This window comes from Paenibacillus sp. Soil750, assembly GCF_001428045.1.
Classification (GTDB): Bacteria; Bacillota; Bacilli; order Paenibacillales; family NBRC-103111; genus Paenibacillus_E; species Paenibacillus_E allorhizoplanae.
Window position 1 is genome coordinate 1 of sequence record NZ_LMSD01000031.1, and the last position, 17,609, is coordinate 17,609.

General features: G+C 45.1%; 18 protein-coding genes and 1 pseudogene. 5 read left to right on the top strand and 14 right to left on the bottom strand.

Going from position 1 to position 17,609, the window contains the following annotated elements:
• Positions 1–381 precede the first annotated feature (381 nt).
• The 3 genes from ASL11_RS24385 to ASL11_RS24395 form a co-directional block, all read right to left on the bottom strand.
• Positions 382–1,131 carry a YwmB family TATA-box binding protein gene (locus ASL11_RS24385; RefSeq protein ID WP_056620687.1) on the bottom strand — a complete coding sequence of 250 codons (750 nt, stop codon included), beginning with the start codon at positions 1,129–1,131 and terminating at the stop codon, positions 382–384.
• 70 nt (positions 1,132–1,201) lie between these two features.
• On the bottom strand, positions 1,202–1,594 hold the full coding sequence (locus tag ASL11_RS24390) for a VOC family protein (RefSeq protein WP_056620688.1): 393 nt from the start codon (positions 1,592–1,594) through the stop codon (positions 1,202–1,204).
• Positions 1,595–1,662: 68 nt separating this feature from the next.
• Positions 1,663–1,884, bottom strand: a complete 222-nt coding sequence (locus ASL11_RS24395) for a hypothetical protein (RefSeq protein WP_056620691.1) — start codon at positions 1,882–1,884, stop codon at positions 1,663–1,665.
• A 154-nt stretch (positions 1,885–2,038) separates the two neighbouring features.
• On the opposite strand from ASL11_RS24395, the gene ASL11_RS24400 reads away from it, so the two are divergent.
• Positions 2,039–2,317: a hypothetical protein gene (locus tag ASL11_RS24400; protein WP_056620694.1), complete on the top strand. Its 279-nt coding sequence runs from the start codon at positions 2,039–2,041 to the stop codon at positions 2,315–2,317.
• Between the two features lie 95 nt (positions 2,318–2,412).
• Here ASL11_RS24400 and ASL11_RS24405 read toward each other — a convergent pair.
• Positions 2,413–5,067: pseudogene (locus ASL11_RS24405) on the bottom strand (ATP-binding protein); the annotation flags it as partial.
• Positions 5,068–5,217: 150 nt separating this feature from the next.
• Here ASL11_RS24405 and hisC point away from each other — a divergent pair.
• Positions 5,218–6,336 (top strand): histidinol-phosphate transaminase, encoded by a 1,119-nt coding sequence (hisC, locus tag ASL11_RS24410; RefSeq protein ID WP_056620696.1) that lies wholly within the window; start codon positions 5,218–5,220, stop codon positions 6,334–6,336.
• Positions 6,337–6,462: 126 nt separating this feature from the next.
• Positions 6,463–6,927 (top strand): large conductance mechanosensitive channel protein MscL, encoded by a 465-nt coding sequence (mscL, locus tag ASL11_RS24415; protein ID WP_056620698.1) that lies wholly within the window; start codon positions 6,463–6,465, stop codon positions 6,925–6,927.
• 28 nt (positions 6,928–6,955) lie between these two features.
• On the opposite strand, the gene ASL11_RS24420 is transcribed toward mscL, so the two are convergent.
• The 9 genes from ASL11_RS24420 to ASL11_RS24455 form a co-directional block, all read right to left on the bottom strand.
• Positions 6,956–7,714 carry a (S)-benzoin forming benzil reductase gene (locus ASL11_RS24420; protein ID WP_056620700.1) on the bottom strand — a complete coding sequence of 253 codons (759 nt, stop codon included), beginning with the start codon at positions 7,712–7,714 and terminating at the stop codon, positions 6,956–6,958.
• Between the two features lie 58 nt (positions 7,715–7,772).
• On the bottom strand, positions 7,773–7,928 hold the full coding sequence (locus ASL11_RS36705) for a hypothetical protein (protein WP_157257034.1): 156 nt from the start codon (positions 7,926–7,928) through the stop codon (positions 7,773–7,775).
• Entirely contained in the window at positions 7,910–8,356 is a 447-nt protein-coding gene (locus ASL11_RS24425; protein WP_157257035.1) for a hypothetical protein, read from the bottom strand. The genes ASL11_RS36705 and ASL11_RS24425 overlap by 19 nt, the downstream gene beginning before the upstream one ends.
• A 12-nt stretch (positions 8,357–8,368) precedes the next feature.
• Positions 8,369–8,824, bottom strand: a complete 456-nt coding sequence (locus tag ASL11_RS24430) for an NUDIX hydrolase (protein ID WP_056620705.1) — start codon at positions 8,822–8,824, stop codon at positions 8,369–8,371.
• Between the two features lie 116 nt (positions 8,825–8,940).
• Positions 8,941–9,978 carry an adenosine deaminase gene (gene add / locus ASL11_RS24435; protein WP_056620722.1) on the bottom strand — a complete coding sequence of 346 codons (1,038 nt, stop codon included), beginning with the start codon at positions 9,976–9,978 and terminating at the stop codon, positions 8,941–8,943.
• Positions 9,979–10,202: 224 nt separating this feature from the next.
• On the bottom strand, positions 10,203–11,240 hold the full coding sequence (locus ASL11_RS24440; protein ID WP_200962481.1) for a FecCD family ABC transporter permease: 1,038 nt from the start codon (positions 11,238–11,240) through the stop codon (positions 10,203–10,205).
• Between the two features lie 3 nt (positions 11,241–11,243).
• Positions 11,244–12,284 (bottom strand): FecCD family ABC transporter permease, encoded by a 1,041-nt coding sequence (locus ASL11_RS24445; RefSeq protein ID WP_056620707.1) that lies wholly within the window; start codon positions 12,282–12,284, stop codon positions 11,244–11,246.
• Between the two features lie 15 nt (positions 12,285–12,299).
• Complete coding sequence (locus ASL11_RS24450; RefSeq protein ID WP_235550573.1) at positions 12,300–13,310, bottom strand: ABC transporter substrate-binding protein; 1,011 nt, start codon at positions 13,308–13,310, stop codon at positions 12,300–12,302.
• 105 nt (positions 13,311–13,415) lie between these two features.
• The gene (locus ASL11_RS24455; protein ID WP_056620709.1) at positions 13,416–14,093 is read right to left on the bottom strand and encodes a DNA alkylation repair protein; all 678 of its coding nucleotides are present in this window, start codon (positions 14,091–14,093) and stop codon (positions 13,416–13,418) included.
• Positions 14,094–14,210: 117 nt separating this feature from the next.
• Here ASL11_RS24455 and ASL11_RS24460 point away from each other — a divergent pair, with 117 nt between their 5' ends.
• The gene (locus ASL11_RS24460) at positions 14,211–15,008 is read left to right on the top strand and encodes a Cof-type HAD-IIB family hydrolase (protein WP_056620713.1); all 798 of its coding nucleotides are present in this window, start codon (positions 14,211–14,213) and stop codon (positions 15,006–15,008) included.
• Positions 15,009–15,396: 388 nt separating this feature from the next.
• Here the strand turns inward: ASL11_RS24460 and ASL11_RS24465 are convergent, their stop codons facing one another.
• Positions 15,397–15,852, bottom strand: coding sequence for a GNAT family N-acetyltransferase (locus ASL11_RS24465; RefSeq protein WP_056620715.1), 456 nt, complete (start codon positions 15,850–15,852; stop codon positions 15,397–15,399).
• 360 nt (positions 15,853–16,212) lie between these two features.
• On the opposite strand from ASL11_RS24465, the gene ASL11_RS24470 reads away from it, so the two are divergent.
• The gene (locus tag ASL11_RS24470; protein WP_056620717.1) at positions 16,213–17,064 is read left to right on the top strand and encodes an SDR family oxidoreductase; all 852 of its coding nucleotides are present in this window, start codon (positions 16,213–16,215) and stop codon (positions 17,062–17,064) included.
• Positions 17,065–17,609: the final 545 nt, after the last annotated feature.

Sequence of the window (17,609 nt, forward strand, 5' to 3'; positions counted from 1 at the left end):
CTCTTTTATAGTCGATTACTCGACTGTGCTTACTCACTCGTTGTTCAGTTTTCAAAGATCAATTTCTTTCGTTCACTGCCGTGTTACCGAAGCAGCGAGAAGTAATATACCACAGATCGTTTCTCAATTGCAAGTACTTTTTTCTTGTCAATTTATGTCGGTGTCTGTCGGAAAGTCATCTTACCATACCTCATTGCTTGAAAGCAAGTCCACTTCAATTTCGCTTGTCGTGGTTATTTGCTTCAGAACAACGAGGACTAATGTACCATGCCTAGAAACCAATTACAAGCCCTTTGGAAAAGTTCCACTATTGCAATTGTTTCGAATTGTTCCTACAAGTACACGAGAAAAAAAGGATGCATCCTGCACCCTTTTCCAAATTTAGTATTCCATTGTAATAATCGGTGTTCCGATCGTTAATCGCCAGAGACCCGAAGTGGTATCTAGATGAAGTGCGATTTGGACATTCACCTTTTGATTGCCGCTTCGTATAGAAGCTTCGAATTCAGATGATACCAATGATGCACTGTAGGTAGTACCATCTTCGTAGCGTTCAACAACATTTCCTTTATAAGCTTGAACTAACTCGGCGAGGAACTCTCTAGGGTCATTTGATATGCTAAAGTCTTCAGCAGCATTTCCTTGTATCATCACGTTCCACATACCATGAATGCCCTGTCCAGATAATTTCGCGGTCATTTGCTCCTGCCATTTAATAAGTTGGGCTTGGTCTGCACTACCTGGCGCATCTAATCGTAATACAGCATAACAAGCCGATTGTCCCACTGGACTAGCAACGGTTAATGTCGCGTCTGCACTTCCAGCAGCCTCTGACTTTACTGTATAGATACTGCCTTTTAAGGAAAGAGGCTCATTTGTGTAAGATGTAAACCCGAGCTTGTTGGACAACCGTTCACCCGCATCCATCACTTTGGCATCCACACCGTCACATGTACCGAAATAGCCTGTATATTTGAAGGTAATATGTTCATTAGTTTGCATAAAAGACTTTGCCACACGGAGTAATAGCTGTGCATCTTGTTCAGCTTGCGCATCCACATGACGAATCCAGCCGAAGAATAAGCCCAGTATAGTGATGCCTATCATCATTTGTGTCCAACGCTTTGACATGAAAAAAGCACCTCTTTGCTAGAATCTATCACTCTAGTAAAAGGATGCCCGTATCTAGCAAATGTTAAACCTACCCACGTGTCGATTGAAAAAATTCAATTCGCTCGCCATCTAACCCGTTAAAGAAGAAATATTTAGAGCCGTTCGGAAGTGTTGTAATTTCCTTATCCAGTTGCTCAACCTCTAAATCTTGAATTCTCGCGAATTCAGCATCGATATCATCTACGGTAAAAGCCAAGTGATGCACTTTGCCTTCCTGTGGCAAGTTCGCATTATAGCCTTCAATTAATTCAACTTCTGTTTCATTAACAGTTTCAAAGCCTAGAAAACCAAGCCGGATAACGCCATTCGTATGGAGTAACGTTCCTTTGTGCTTAAGTCCGATTACATTAACATAAAATGCTATAGACGCTTCTAAGTTTGCTACCATGACGCCTACGTGCTCTAATTTCATAACGGTCATATGTATCTGCCTCCTTGTTCTAACCCCCTTCATTTTAGCTAAAAATAAAGAAAAGAGCTAGACCGCGATCAATACATTGGAATTGTCTCCATCTCTCCATTTAGTGAGAAGAGCGTTACCTCTGTATTCGTTGTATGAACTAGGCCCAGGTTATCAAATACTTCCCTGATCTGAGCATTATTTAAGTGCTTCGTTATCGCTTCAATGGCTCGGGATGAATATTCTTGGTATATGGATTCGAAAAAAATAAGTACTTCTTTTTCACCAATGATCACTTTCGTGTGCAGCATTCGCAACACCCCCGGTTCAGATAGAACAATTGTATATTTTGGAAGCTAAGAAAGTATGAGGACTTCTTTAGGTTTATGTTAGGTTTGTAGACTTCGCCAAATATAAGGTGTCCGTGTATAATAAAAACGAAAGCCAAGGACGGGAGGGGCCAGAATGAGGTTGTTAAAGCTATTGCAAATCTATGAGGTGGATGGGATTACGCCGAAGCATCGGTCAGATCGATTCGATTTCGATGAGATTCAAGGGCAAACATTTCGTGAAGTGAACCCGACCGAGGTAGGATGTCCAATGACGTTATCAGGGGTTCAGCAACATACACCATTCAAAACAACACGTGTGCAAGCGATTGATCAAGACGGGCTGGATTTCCGTGTATTGACACGCAACACGATTTATCATTTCGAAATATATACAGGACGTAATGTCCATTAACACAAAAGACCTTTGACCACTCCCATTATCGGGAGCTAGTTAAAGGTCTTTTGGGTTTATTTACTCAACCAAACCAGCATTAGTGAGAGAAGCTGACTCATATGCAGCGGCTTGCTGATATAGTCAGATGCACCTGCCTGCAAGCAGATTTCTCTATCCTGTTTCATGGCTTTGGCCGTAAGTGCAATGATCGGAACATCAGCGTAATGATTATCATTCCTAATGAGACGCATCGCTTCATAGCCATCCATCACCGGCATCATGATATCCATAAGAATAAGCTCAATATTAGTATCCTTCGCCAATAGTTCTAGGCACTCTTGTCCATTCTGAGCAACACTCACGATGATTCCTTCTTGTTCAAATGCATTACAAAGTGCAAATACGTTACGAACGTCATCATCAACAACAAGAACTTTCCTATCCTTAAAACGATTGCTATTGCCATCTTCAAGTGCAGAAATGATTTTACCGTTTTCTCGAATGAAATAATCACTAATCGTATTAGCAGTTGCCGCCGCTACTTCCTTATGCGTGGCGTTTGTTCCCCCAATTAAAGGAGGCAGCGAAGGCACATATAACGTAAATGTACTTCCTTCGCCTTCCACGCTTTGCATCCGGATACAGCCTCCAAGAAGTCTGGCTAATTCTCGACTAATCGATAACCCCAGCCCTGTCCCTCCATATCTCCGATTCGTTGTGCCATCTGCCTGATGGAAAGGCTCGAAGATGACTTCTTGCTTGTCAGTTGGTATACCAATACCCGTATCCTTAACGGAAACTGCCATAACCTGCATGTGCATGGCCGAAGGTAGTTGTTCCACAATTTGTTCCACACTGCACATGCGAAATTCCACGTGAACATAGCCTTCATGCGTGAATTTAAATGCATTAGAAAGCAAATTTTTAATAATTTGACTGAGCCTCTGTTCATCTGTGTAGAATATTTTCGGCACTTGAGCATCCATCTCGATCCGAAATGTAAGCTTTCGTTGTTCTGCGACCTTCTGGAACTGACTTAGTAAGAGCTCAGGAAGCCAGTCCGCACGCAACTCACCGATATGAATATCCAATTTACCCGCTTCAACTTTAGACAAATCCAAAATATCGTTAATCAGGAGCAGCAAATCATTTCCCGAAGAATGAATAACACGAGCATACTCTTGCTCATCATGCGTTAAGGTTTTGCTATTGTTTTCCTGAAGCATCTGAGAAAGAATCAATATACTGTTAAGAGGCGTTCGCAGCTCATGTGACATGTTCGCGAGAAATTCCGATTTATACCGCGAGCTTAACTCCAGCTGAATGGCATGCTCTTCAAAGGAGACTTTCATGTGTTCGAGTTCCCTCGTCCTTTCATCTGCGTAGCGATTCCTTTCCTCTAGCTGTTCATTAGTCAGATGCAATTCTTCCTGTTGACTTTGAAGTTCCTCGGTCATAGCCTGATACTCCCGAAGAAGACGCTCAACCTCCACACGCGTTTGCACGCTGTGCACGATTGTTCCTAAGACCTCTAAGATGTCATCCATCAGGCTCAACTGAAGCGACGTAAATCTATTAAAAGAAGCCAGTTCCATGATGGCAATGACTTCTTGGTTATGAATGATCGGAACGATGAGGACACTTTGTGCGCTCGCTGACCCTAATCCTGATTTTAAACGGATATACGTTTCGGGGACATGTGTGAGATGAACAATTCGCTTCTCAATCGCACATTGACCAATCAATCCTTCGCCAAGATGAAAAAAAGGTTTACCAGCTTCAGCGCTTTCCTCCATAGCCGCATAAGATGCCAACCTCATCATGCCAGCCTTAGCTTCGTGTACGCTTCGAATATAGAAAACGCCGAAGGAAGCTCCAAATAATTCTGCTGCTTTGCGAATAAAAGATGTACCCAGCGTTTCCAAATCGGAAATGCCTTGCAGCATATGGACGACCTCTGTCAACTTCCGCTGCTGCCACTCGATTTCCTCTTGGCTCTCTAGCAACGCATTGGTAGCGTCGGCCAGATCTTTCACTTCATCATTCATCGTGACATGAATGCGCTTCGAACGATCCCGCTTCATAGAGCTCAGCTTCATAATGCTCTTGGTAACCTGTTTGATCGTCCCGACAATCGATCTCGAAATAACTAGTGCTGCTAACAACGAAAAAATGAGCACCACTCCCAACATAACAAATAAGGAGTTGGTCAACTTTTCATTTTGCGCATCAAGGTGTGCCGCTCGTTCCTTCACGAATCCCATTTCAAGGCTGCGAAATCGACTCAATTGCGAACGAATATCTAGAATATTTTGATGAGTAATAAAGAAGGTAAAATTAAAATAACCCTCATTCTCAAGACCATTTCTCATCGTCGGTAAAGTCCCGCCTGTTTGTATCAGCCAATTTTCGATAGATTCCTTGAGCGCGATTAAATTTTTCTCCTGAACGGGCGTATCACTCGTTAACTCTCTTAGTTGATTAAAGGAATCTCTCCACTTGGTCTGCCCGGTAGTATATGGTTCTAAATATTTTACTTCCCCTGTGAGTAAGTAGCCTCTTTGCCCATTTTCCATATCCATGACATATTTCTCAAGAAGATTCGACTCTCTATTGACGGCGAAATCATGCTCAATCACATAATTGCGATCTCGCTGCATGGCAGCTAATTGTTGATTAACAAGCACAAATGAAAGGGTTAAGCAGAAAATGATGAACGCATATCCTATCATAATTTTGGCACGAATACCGAATCTCATTTTCCTCAATCCACTGCCACCCCTTCTACCAAATCGACACCTAATAATTGTATCATATACCAAACTACTGGTGACTGGTATGCAAACTTTTTACTTTACTACTTTACCAAGTTAATGTATTATCTAAATAAAGTGTTTTTATAAAAAGGAGTGTTGTACATGACAGGTCCAGGTGTTGAAAACATCAATCCACGCAGCATTTTATCACGAATGAAGCCATACACGCCCGGCAAACCCATCTGGGAGGTTCAACGTGAATTCGGGCTTACATCCGTTACCAAATTAGCATCCAATGAAAACCCATTAGGCCCCTCCCCTCTAGCTCTAGAGGCTATTCAAACATATTTATCTGACATCCATCGCTATCCAGATGCAGAGACCGTAAATCTTAGAGAAGCTATTGCGGAGAAACGCGGATTCTCACCTGAACAAGTCCTTGTTACTAACGGCGGTGATGAACTGATTACCCTACTCTCCGAAACTTACTTAGAGCCTGGCGATGAAGTCATCGTACCCTCACCAACATTTAGCGAGTACGAATTCGGAGCCAACTTACTTGGAGCCAGCATCATTAGCGTGCCGCTTGGGGAGAATTATCGCTATGAAGTAGAAGCTATTCTCGAGGCTGTCACAGAACGCACGAAAATGCTCTATATTTGTTCACCGAACAATCCGACGGGCACTTACATGACCAAAACAGACCTGCACCGACTTGTGAAGAACTTACCTTCGCATGTTCTCGTGATCTTCGATGGTGCGTACAGCCATTTCGTTACGGCTGATGATTACTGCGATGGGCTTGCGCTAGTACGAGAGGGCTATCCTGTTGTTGTGCTGCAAACCTTTTCTAAAATCTACGGCTTAGCGGGTATACGTGTGGGATACGGCATCGCTGATGCAGGTATTCTGCAACGGATTCGTCAGGTCAAAGAGCCTTTCAATGTGAATACACTCGCACAAGTCGGCGCTGTAGCTGCACTCAAGGATGATCAGCATCTTGAAGCAACACGTACGAATAATGTGAAGGTGCGCGAGGAGCTTTACACCGAATTGCGTACGCTAGCAATCCCTTTTACACCAAGCATGAGTAATTTCGTACTCGTTGATCTAGGAACACAAGCTAAATCCATCTATGATAATTTGATGAGTCGTGGGGTTATTGTTCGGTATGGCGGAGGTTGGAATCTTCCTAATCATGTTCGAATCTCAATTGGAACTTCCGAAGATAATGAGGTGCTTGTTCAAGCACTGAAAGAGATTGTCGCAGTGAAGGCATAGTTAAGCTGTAGATGAAGTGCCACTGTCTATAGATAAAACATCACGTTAGCATGGTGGGAGCGTATTTGTTTGGGCTCTATCAACTATGGTACAATGCTATCAATTATAGTCTCATGGGGGTACATCATGCTAAAAGAATTCAAAGATTTTGCATTCAAAGGAAACATGCTCGACCTTGCAGTCGGGGTTATTATCGGAGGGGCTTTCGGTAAAGTCATTACGTCCATTGTGAATGATTTGGTCATGCCGCTCGTTGGTTTGCTCATTGGCAAAGTGAATTTCAATGATTTGTATGTTGCTTTGGATGGGAAACATTACGAGACATTTGCAGATGCTGCCAAGAGCACCGCTGTCTTTCGATATGGTCAATTCCTATCAACTTTCTTGGATTTCTTAATCGTTGCATTCGTTATCTTCATGGTTGTTCGTCAAATCGGCAAGTTCCGCAAGAAGGAAGCGCCGAAGGAAAAAGCGGTAACAACCAAAGATTGTCCTCATTGCTTATCTGAAATTCCTGCGCAAGCATCACGCTGCAAGTTCTGCACTTCCGAACTTTCCTCCGGTGGTAAGGTTAGCGGCAGCATTCAATAGATTAGTAGATAAAAGAGCCCGTGTCGGATTACGACACGGGCTCTTTGGTGCGCAAGTCGGCGATCTCGCCTTGTTCGAAAGCATTCGCGTGCAGCAAGTGCAACAGCTGCTTCGCGGTATCTTCAGGGGAGCGCAGCTCCCCCTTCTCTTGGAGCTGGACGAACCGTTCTACCTGCGGGAAGTCCTCTTCCGAGGCAGCGCGTATCTCCCGCTGCATATCGGTGTCCACCACACCCGGAGCCACGCTGCAGATCAGCACCGGGTGTGGCTGTTTCAACTGCTCGATGCCGACGCAGCGCGTCAGCATATCCAACCCGGCTTTGGCGGTGCAGTAGGCACCCCAGCCGGGGTAGGGCTTGCGCCCCGCGCCCGAGGAGATGCCGACGACCCGCTTCACGATCGGCCACGCCTGCGTGATCCGAATGAAGCTGTTCGTCAGCACCGCGGGTGCGATGAGATTGACCTGCAGGCTGCGCTGCAGGTCGTCTGGGGCTGCTCGGCCGATCGACGTCATCGGTTCGAGCATGCCCGCATTGTTGATGAGCGTGACGGAAGCCACGCCATCTGGGTTCGCGAGGATTCGCTCCATGAGCGAATCGATGCCTTCGGTTTGCGCCAAGTCGTAAGCGTGGAAGGTCAGCTGGCCTTCCATGCGCAGCGCCTCTTGGCGCAAAGTCTCGTTCTCGCTGCGGGAAATGCAGTGAACCACAGCGCCTTGCTCTAGCAGCTTCCGGATGATGGCAGCGCCGAGACCTTTGGAGCCGCCCGTAATGATGTAAGTATCCATGCGTATGCTCCCCCTAATTTTTGAAAAGCTTAGGCTTATAGATGGCAAGTACGGATACTTAGCCATTCTCTTTTCCTTCGTTTAGGATAAGCTCAAAATCAATTTGAAGCTGCTTCACACCACTGATATCCATGATTTCACCGTACACCGTTATTTTGGCAGGACGGTTGAAGTTACTATTTTTATCAGATAATGTTACCCTATTAACTTCCATTCCGCCAATATTTCTTCTAACGGTCTTTCTACTTTTCGCTTATTCACTGTAATTCTTACTACGTCTATCCTGCCTCTAATGAAAATCTCGAATTGATTGACACTTGCTTCAACCATATAGTAATGAAGGATATCTTCTTTAGGAATGAATACATCGTGCACCTTTATGCCTTTATCTCCAACATACATACGATCCAGTACGGCAGATAGGAGAATAAGGAGGAATAGCACCCCATACTTCCCATTACTTTTTAGCGTGACAATAAAGGGTAAGAAAAACAAATTCAGCAGCGTAATGAATATTTTTTTGTAGTCACTATATCCAGCAAGCGTAACAGTCCCGATCTGTTTCTTAGCTTTACTTGATCTGTAACTTTTGAATACCATGTACAAAACATAGATAAGAACGATCACATACGAAATCATCACAATGTTCGCCTCCTAGCGTTTTGAAACACTTTGAAGATAAGCCATTATACTATCCCTATATACTGGACCCATCGCCTCCGGTAGATCATGCAAATCAAAGTATTGCAAATCTCGGGTTTCAGCTATTTCCATGGCTATCTCCCCTGTAGCTTCGCTCGCCATATAGGCCGTCGTTACTGCGTAAAATTCATCCCCATTTGAAAGTGTGTAATGATACTGAGCGCCAGAAAATACACCTACTAATGCTAAGGCCCCCACTGTCAAACCTGTTTCTTCAAAAAATTCGCGTCGAGCTGTATCTTCTAAAGACTCACCCAAGTCCATAAGTCCGCCTGGCAGCCCCCAGATCTCATTCGGTCTTTGTTGTAGAAGAACTTGTCCCAGATCATTAACCAAGATCACGACGGCTCCAGGCAAAATGATAGGACGATGCCCAACGAACTGTCTAAGCTGCTTATAGTACTCCATGACGATTACACCTCCGACCGCAAGGATTTGAAAATATCCCTTATTTTAACATAATAAACATCCCCCTGAACAAAAAAGTCTGCTGCATAATCGCAACAGACCCTCTTCTACTTCATTTAATTATATACACCCAAGCTGTTAAGCTCAGCCTCCATCTCTTGTCTGAATATCCCTTTATCGTGTTCTTCCATAAAAGCGGCCTCTACACCATTCATAATTAATTTCACTAGCTCAGGTGTTGTAAAAGCGAATCGATCAGCGATCGTGCGATACTCTTTCGTAATATCGGTTCCCGAGACACTTGGATTGTCGGTATTGATCGTTACAATCAAACCTTGATCCAAGTACTCCCGGATCGGATAAGCCTCCCACGAAGCCACAGCCTTCGTTTGGATATTGGAGATCGGACACATTTCCAATGGGATACGGCGATCTTTGATCATCTCCAGAATAGCCGCATTCTCCCGAAGTCTTACCCCATGCCCAATTCGGGTTGCCCCTAGATGTGTGACCGCCTCGTAGACGTTAACCGCACCCGCTGCCTCACCGGCATGAATGGTAACAGGAATGCCCAGCTTATGTGATCTAGCGAACACTTCTCGGAAAAACTCCGGCGGATAATTCGCTTCATCACCAGCCAAATCAACAGCAACTACGCCCTTCCCTAAGAACTTGGCGGCTGCTTCAATGACTTCCAAATTCTCAGCACAGGGGTGATTCCGCATACAAATGGCAATAACACCGAATCTCGTTCCAAAATCGCGCCCCGCACGCTTTAATCCTTGCGTGACGTAGTGGAACGTCTCTTCTAGCGTTAACCCCATGTTGCGATGCAGTTGAGGCGCGAAGCGCACCTCCACATAACGACAGTTATGCTCCACGGATTGCTCAACAACTTCATAAGCTACACGTTCTAAGGCTGCACCTGTTTGTAGAAAGCGTGTTGTAAAATCGAATTTCCCTAAGTATTCAATCAGACTGCCGCAATTGTCCGTCACGCGCATATGCGGGATCAGCCCATCCTTGTCGTAAACAGGGAGTGATATGCCTTGCTCGAGAGCGAGCTCCAAAATCGTCTCGGGCTTCACACTTCCATCCAAATGTAAATGAAGATCCACCTTCGGTAATCTCGCTAACAAATCATTCGTTCGCATGTGAGCCATCTCCCATCTCTCCCTTTGCCTCTCGTAGGCGCCAGTGCGCTAGAGAAGAATTTTAATTACTTTAAACGAATGTAATGTTTATGTCAATATATATAACAAAATTTATTTTAATTAGTATATGCGTTATGTTATCTAACATTTCCTATCTTGCAGGTAAAATGAGAAAAATCCACAACAGGCTACTAAGCCTACAGTGGATTTTTATGTTTGTTTTCTTACGAAGCTCTCGTTCGAACTAATAAATACAGAAAATATGGCGCTCCGATAACAGCGGCCACGATGCCAGTCGGAACCTCCGTCGGTTGAAACATCCCCCGTGCTATCGTGTCCGCAACAATAAGCAGCAGCCCACCAGTGAGTGCCGAAGCCGGAATCAAGTATTGATGCTTAGGTCCAACTAATCTTCGTGCCAGATGCGGACCTATCAACCCTACAAAGCCAATCCCACCACCGACCGCGACGCATGCGCCTGCAAGTGCAACGGCTGCAGCCAGCAACCCGAGGCGTTCCCGCTCCATCCTTATCCCGAGTCCAATGGACGTCATTTCGCCTAGATTCAGCACATTCAGTACATTGGCTTTGAACATGACGTAAGGAATGAGCACGACGATCCACGGTAATAAGGCGAGAACAAACTTCCAGTTGGTTCCCCAGATGCTACCTGCTAACCAGATTTGAACGAACTGAAAATCGGTCGGATCCAAGCGAATGCTCAATACAACCATCAGAGAAGCAATACCCGCGGAAACCGCGATACCCACAAGGAGCAGACGGGATGATGAGATCCCTTTACCTTTGACATACGAAAGTGTATAGATCAGTAAAGCGGCCAAACCGGCGCCCAGCATAGCGACCATCGGCATGAAGAACAACGGTGCCCCAACATTATTGGGATAAAAAGATACGACCAGAATGATCGCAAGTCCTGCTCCTGCGTTAATGCCCAGAATACCTGGGTCAGCTAGCATATTCCGTGAAATCCCTTGTAAGATAGCTCCTGAAACCGCTAACCCCGCTCCAACCAGGATTGAAATTACGATACGAGGAAGACGGAAATCAAATAGAATGATGCCTTGTTTCGCTGTCCCGCCTCCAAAAAACGTTCGAAGCACCTCAATAGGACTTAAACGAATCACGCCAGTATTCATACTAATAATAAATACGATGATTATAAGGATCATTAAAATCGACATCACCGTGATCGCTTTAGCCAATCTCGGTTTCTTGATACTGCCAGATTGCATGGATGTCATTGCCTAATCCCTCCCTTTTTTACGCGCCAAATAGAGGAAGAAGGGCACACCAATCAGAGCAATAATGGAACCTATCGGCGTCTCAAATGGCGGATTGACCATGCGGGCTCCGATATCAGCCAGCACGACCAGCAACCCGCCTAATACCGCTGAGGTTGGAATGATCCAACGATAGTCAACGCCAACAAGATAGCGAACAATATGAGGAATAATGAGACCAATAAACCCAATAGCTCCTACCGTTGCTACAGCTGCACCTGCAAGGACAAGAACCAGCACGAATGCTGCCAGCTTCACAAGCCCTGTCCGTAAGCCAAGGCCTGTTGCCACATCTTCCCCCATGCTTAACAGCGTAATCCAAGGTGAGATGACAAATGCGCCTAGTAAGGCAACGATAATCCAAGGTGCCATAATATCAACTTGCAACCACTTCGTACCTGCAACCCCTCCTGCAAACCAAAAAGCGAGATCCTGACCAATATGGTAGGTAATCGCAATCCCTTCACTGAGTGCCAGAAGTAAAGCACTAACAGCAGACCCCGCCAGAACGATTCGAACAGGTGTTACGCCACCCTTCGCCAGCGCACTAATGCCATACACAAGCCCCGTTCCTATTGCAGCACCGAGGAATGAAAAAAGAATGACATAATGAAATGGCAGTTGCGGTAAAAAGGCAAAACACAGGGCAAGCATAAAGCCTGCACCTGCGTTGATACCGAGAATACCTGGATCCGATAACGGATTGCGTGTTACACCTTGCATAATCGCCCCTGCTACAGCAAAAGCGGACCCAACTAAAGCTCCAGCGATTGCTCGCGGAAGTCTTAATTGTTGGATGATCAAGTGCTGAGTCGAATCACCATTAAATTGAAAGATGGCTTGCCATACCTCGCCGAAGGAGATATCTGCTGCCCCAACCGAAATGGAGGCAATCAGGCTGATCAGCAACAAAGCCAACCCACCCAAAATAATGGCCGATGCAGTTAGTGGACGGGATTTCAATGGAGGATGGATTGCGGGAACTCGTTTATCTGAACCCGTCATACCCCTAGCCCCCAATTATTTAATAAGTTTAACGATGTCGTCCATCACGCGCTCGCCAGCGATTACACCGTTGTACAACCAGCTGCTCGTTTTGTCTATTTCAAATACTTTACCTGATTTCACAGCAGGAACGTTCTTCCACAGCGGATCTTCCAGGTTGCCTGCTTGACCTTTATCGCTATTAACCAAGAAAATGTAATCTGCATCTAGTTGAGCAAGCTTTTCTAGTGAAATTGGCACCCAATTAGCTTTGGCTTCCGGTAATACAGCCAAAATATTAGGCAGCTTCAAACCAAGATCTCCGTAAGCAACCGCGCCGCTGGCAACTTTGCCGTTAACGACATAAAAGTTTTTATTCGTTACCCACAGAATGGCAACTTTTTTATCGCCAATAATTGGAGCAAGTTTTGCTTTTGTATCTGTTACTTTTTGATCATATTTTTTTAGAGCTGCATTCGCCGCATCTGTCTTATTAAGAATTTCGCCCATTTTCAAAAGCGTCTTACGGTAGTCCGCTATGACTTCGCTGCCAAGCACAAATGTCGGTACAACTTTGGAGTACTGCTCATATAGACCTTTCTCAACCGCTGACTCACTGCCAACGATCATGAAATCCGGGGTAGCCTTCAAAATGGATTCCACAGGAAGAGTGGACGAAATGGGAGGAACACCAGCTAGTTGTGTTTGCAAATAATCCTGCACGCTTGATTCTTTAACAGACCATTGAACAATCGGTTTAATACCTAGTGCGAGTAACGGATCTTCCAAGTAGGAAGCGATAACTGCTTTCGGGTTAGCTGGAACCTTAACATCGTGCCCCATGCTATCTTTCAAAACTTTATCAACAGCAGGCGCAGGTGTTGCTGTCGCTGCTGCAGTAGCTGCCGGAGCAGTTGACGTTGCAGGTGTTGTTGTGCTTGCTGCATCTTTGTCACTTCCGCAAGCTGTTGCTAGTAGAGCTGCCATGCATACTGATAGGACAGTGAAAGTAACTTTAGTAGTTTTTGTTGTATTGAAACGTGGCAAGGTGGACCCTCCTGAGTATCTATTTATGTATGATATTGATTCTCAATTAATAATAATGAAAATGATTATCAATGTCAACAACTTCGAATAGATCCCAGTATTTGCTTATTTTTTGTGAATTACCTTCAGTGCCTCACGTACACTTAGGGGTGATAAATCATGGCTAGCAACAAAAGATTGCACGGCCTCAGCATCCGTTTTGGAATACTCGCGCAGTGCCCATCCAATCGCTTTGCGAATGAAGAACTCTTTCGAATGTGCCATCGTCGTAATGCAATGAAATAACAGCGGCACGTCGGTCTTCTTTTTATACTTTAATTGAAAAAGAATAGCCGTTCGTTGCAGCCACATATGATTGGAAGCTAACCATTTCTCCACATAAACGGGAATTAGCTCGGGAAATCGCTGGAGATGATAACCGATCAAGTGATCCGCAATCGTATCTACCGTGTCCCACCAGGATTGGGTTACGATGTAATGCTCCAGCACGTCAATGTGCTCAGCGTTCACTGTTTTTCTAACTTGCAGAAGCATCAAAATAGCCGTATAAGCAAACTCTCGTTCGGGCAACTGCCACAATTCCTGAGCGACGCGAACTGCCTCCTCCCCTTTCGGAAAGCCATGCTCCTTCGTGAATTGTTTGGTCAGAGCCACACGTTCTGGATTTCGAATACCGAGGAATGGAAAATGATTTTTCATATAAGCTTCCATACTTATTGCATTTTCCTTGTTCGCATGCGATCTAAGCCATTTCTCCAAGTCATTCGTGTATGGGGATGTCATCGTGAAAGTGCCTCCTTTTAGCTATCTCCTATGCGCTTATTGTAGCAATTCGCTAGCAATTCGGGTATGCTATTAGCAGAATTTTAATAGAGAAGATGAATAGGATTGGTGAGAAACATGACGTATAAATTAGTTGCTGCTGACTTGGATGATACGCTGCTGCGTGATGATTTGACGATTTCACAAGAGACGGTTGAGGCCATGCATCAAGCTGTTGCCAAAGGGGTAACAGTCACCATCGCCACAGGAAGAAGCTTTCCTTCTGCTGCCAAAATTGCTAATCGCATTGGACTCAACGTCCCCATCATTACGTATCAAGGGGCTTTGATCAAAAATTTGCTAGACGAGAAAGTCCTGTACGAGCGCACTGTGCCTGTCGAAAGTGCACAATTCCTGCTTGATTACTGCGAGAAGAACAACTATCATCTTCAGCTTTACCATGGGGATGAGCTTTATGCAGCTGAAGATAACGATAAGATCAAAAAATACGTGAGCTTGTCCAAGACACCTTATATCATTGGCGATTTGCGTCAATGGATCCACATCCCACAGCCAAAGCTGCTGATCGTGGATACACCGGAGGTTTGTGACCAAATTCGTGAGGAACTACTCCCTCTACTCGGTGACAAGCTGCATATTACAAAATCTAAGCCGCACTATTTGGAGTTCATGCATAAGGAAGGTACGAAGGGACATGCGATCACGTTCCTTGCTGAGCACATCGGATGCTCATTAGATGAAGTAATTGCACTAGGCGATGCATGGAATGATCGGGAAATGCTTGAAGTTGCCGGCCTCGGCGTTGCCATGGAGAATGCCCTGCCTGAGCTTAAAGCGTTGGCAAACTTCGTGACGAAGAGCAATAACGAAGATGGCGTGAGGCATGTGCTGGAGAAGTTTGTTTTGGCGGAATAATTGATGGGGGAATTGAGGGGGAGGTCGAATGAGACCTCCTCTTTTCGTATATAGCGGATAAAGGGATGGATTCGATCAGGACGTGGAACTAACGTTAAGGAATCACCTTATTTCGTGTTTGTTCTCTTGATTCTTAGAAATAAAGGTGTGGCATAACGCTATCACTCTCCTTGACCGTCAATTCTCTGGCTTTGGAGAGTATAACGTTATCCCATGGTCTTATTGGCTCTCAAAATCATTCACCCGTGCAAATAGCGTTACCCCATCGCTTTATTCTGAATAAGGAGATTCCAAACTCCAGTAATAATCAAATGAGCAGCCTGTATAGTTTTATACACAATGAAAAAAGACCTCTAGCAACATCCTGAAGGTCTCCACTATAATGATCTTATAATTCCAACGTCATAAATGAACTTAGCGGGTCATCCGTGTAATTCGCGAACGGTTTGCAGTAGTGAAACCCAAAATTTTCATATAGCTTTCTAGCTGGCTCGAATGCTTCCATAGAGCCTGTTTCCAAGCTTAGTCGCGTATAGCCGCGTTGCTTCGCTTCATTAATAATGTGTTCAAGGATTCGCTTCGCGACTCCTTTTCTATGATGTGCGGAGGAAGTTCGCATTGATTTTAACTCGCCATGTTGACGATCCAGCTCTTTGAGAGCCCCGCAACCAACTAATTCTCCTTGTTCCCAACCACTCCAAAATGTCACATCTGGCTTTTTCAACCCATCTAGATTTAGGGCATGCGTACTCTCAGGCGGGGATAATGATTGCATATGTAGAAGGTGCTCCATAATGAGCGCTCTTACTTCAGGACCGGATAAATCGTCTACTTTAATCTCCACTCTTGCCACTCCTCTGTCTCTAATTTTTATTGACTAGAATACAACATTACAAAGGTCAATTCAACTGTTATTGGATATCTGCACAACATAAAGTTCAGGAATTGTGCACGGTGACAATGCATCTATTGGTACTGGACAGTAAGGTTGTTGGTATGAGAACATGAGTTATCAGCACTAATGTAAGCGCTATCCATAGCATTAAGGGCATAAATATTTCATGAGATTAATATCCATACCCATGAGGTAAAATAAACGACTACCCCGTCCATCAAGGACTTCTCACAGTGTTTATGGAAAAATATAGTCTACTTATTAAGTGAAACATATAAACTCTATATTTCAAAAAGGAGCGTGAATCCTATGTTCGATGGCGCATTGCTACAAGATAAAGTAGTCCTTATTACTGGCGGCGGCACAGGGCTTGGCCGCGCGATGGGTGAGAAATTCCTGTCGCTTGGAGCTAAGCTGGCCATCACGAGTAGACGAGAAGAAGTGCTCGCAAAAGCTGCGGCAGAAATGACTGTTGGCGGCGGGGATGTATTCTACCATCCATGCGATGTGCGTGATCCGCAGCAGGTCGCTGCCATGATCACAGCAGTGGAACAGCACTTTGGTCGCATCGACGTGCTGATCAATAATGCGGCGGGCAACTTTGCCAGCCCAACCGAGCACTTATCACCGCGAGCGGTCGATGCGGTGCTGAACATTGTGCTCCACGGGACGTTCTACACCACGTTGGAGCTAGGAAAAAGGTGGATCGAGCAAGGCATAGGCGGTACGATGCTGAACATCGTCACCTCCTACGCCTCCACCGGATCCGCCTTTGTTGTGCCATCCGCCGCCGCGAAGGCTGGCGTGCTTGCCCTTACCCGCTCACTCGCCGTCGAGTGGGCGCGGTACGGGATCCGGCAAGTGGCTATCGCGCCGGGGCTGTTTCCGACCGACGGTGCGTGGAGCCGATTGGCTCCCACGCCCGAGCTGTCGCAGAAGCTCTTGCACCGCGTCCCGCTGGGGCGCGTCGGGGAAAAAGATGAGCTGGCGAACCTCGCCGCTTATCTGATTTCGGACTTCGCCGGGTATATTAACGGCGAAGTGATCACGATTGACGGCGGCGAGTGGCTGCAAGGCGCCGGGCAGTTTAACGACCTGCTCGAGGTGACCGATGAGCAGTGGGTTTCGCTTGCGGAGATGACCCGCAAGGGGAAATCGTAGCGCTGGCTTACGCTCCCACCGCCGATTAGTCCGATATTATCGAATTAATCTTGCTATCTGCGCCAACAAATCTTTGTTAGTCCGAATTCGCCCAACTAAAACGACCCAAATATCTCTACAGCAAGGAAAATGGGTAAATAATTCGGCGAAATCGGACTAATTGACCTTTTTATAAAGAATTCCTTTAGTTCGGAGATATCAGTCTAAAGTGGATTCTAGCGATGTGTTAATTAGACTAAACCTTTTAGAGGAATAACTGAAAAAACTACATTTAATTTGATGCGATTTGGCTGAAAAAGCAAAATAAATGGAAAACATACATTTAATCTAGACGATTATTAGGGTTTCATTGAAAATGACCAAAAATAGATGGAGAAAATCCAGTTATCTTGCTTTTTAGATGAAATTGGGCAGAAATAGCTGGATTTTTGCACTTAGAATAAAAAGTGGACGTCTCTTAGTGTAGAAGTAATAATAATCTTAACAACTAACTAAGAGGTGTCTGTCCATGAGCGAATCAAGACAACGATATAATGAAACTTTTA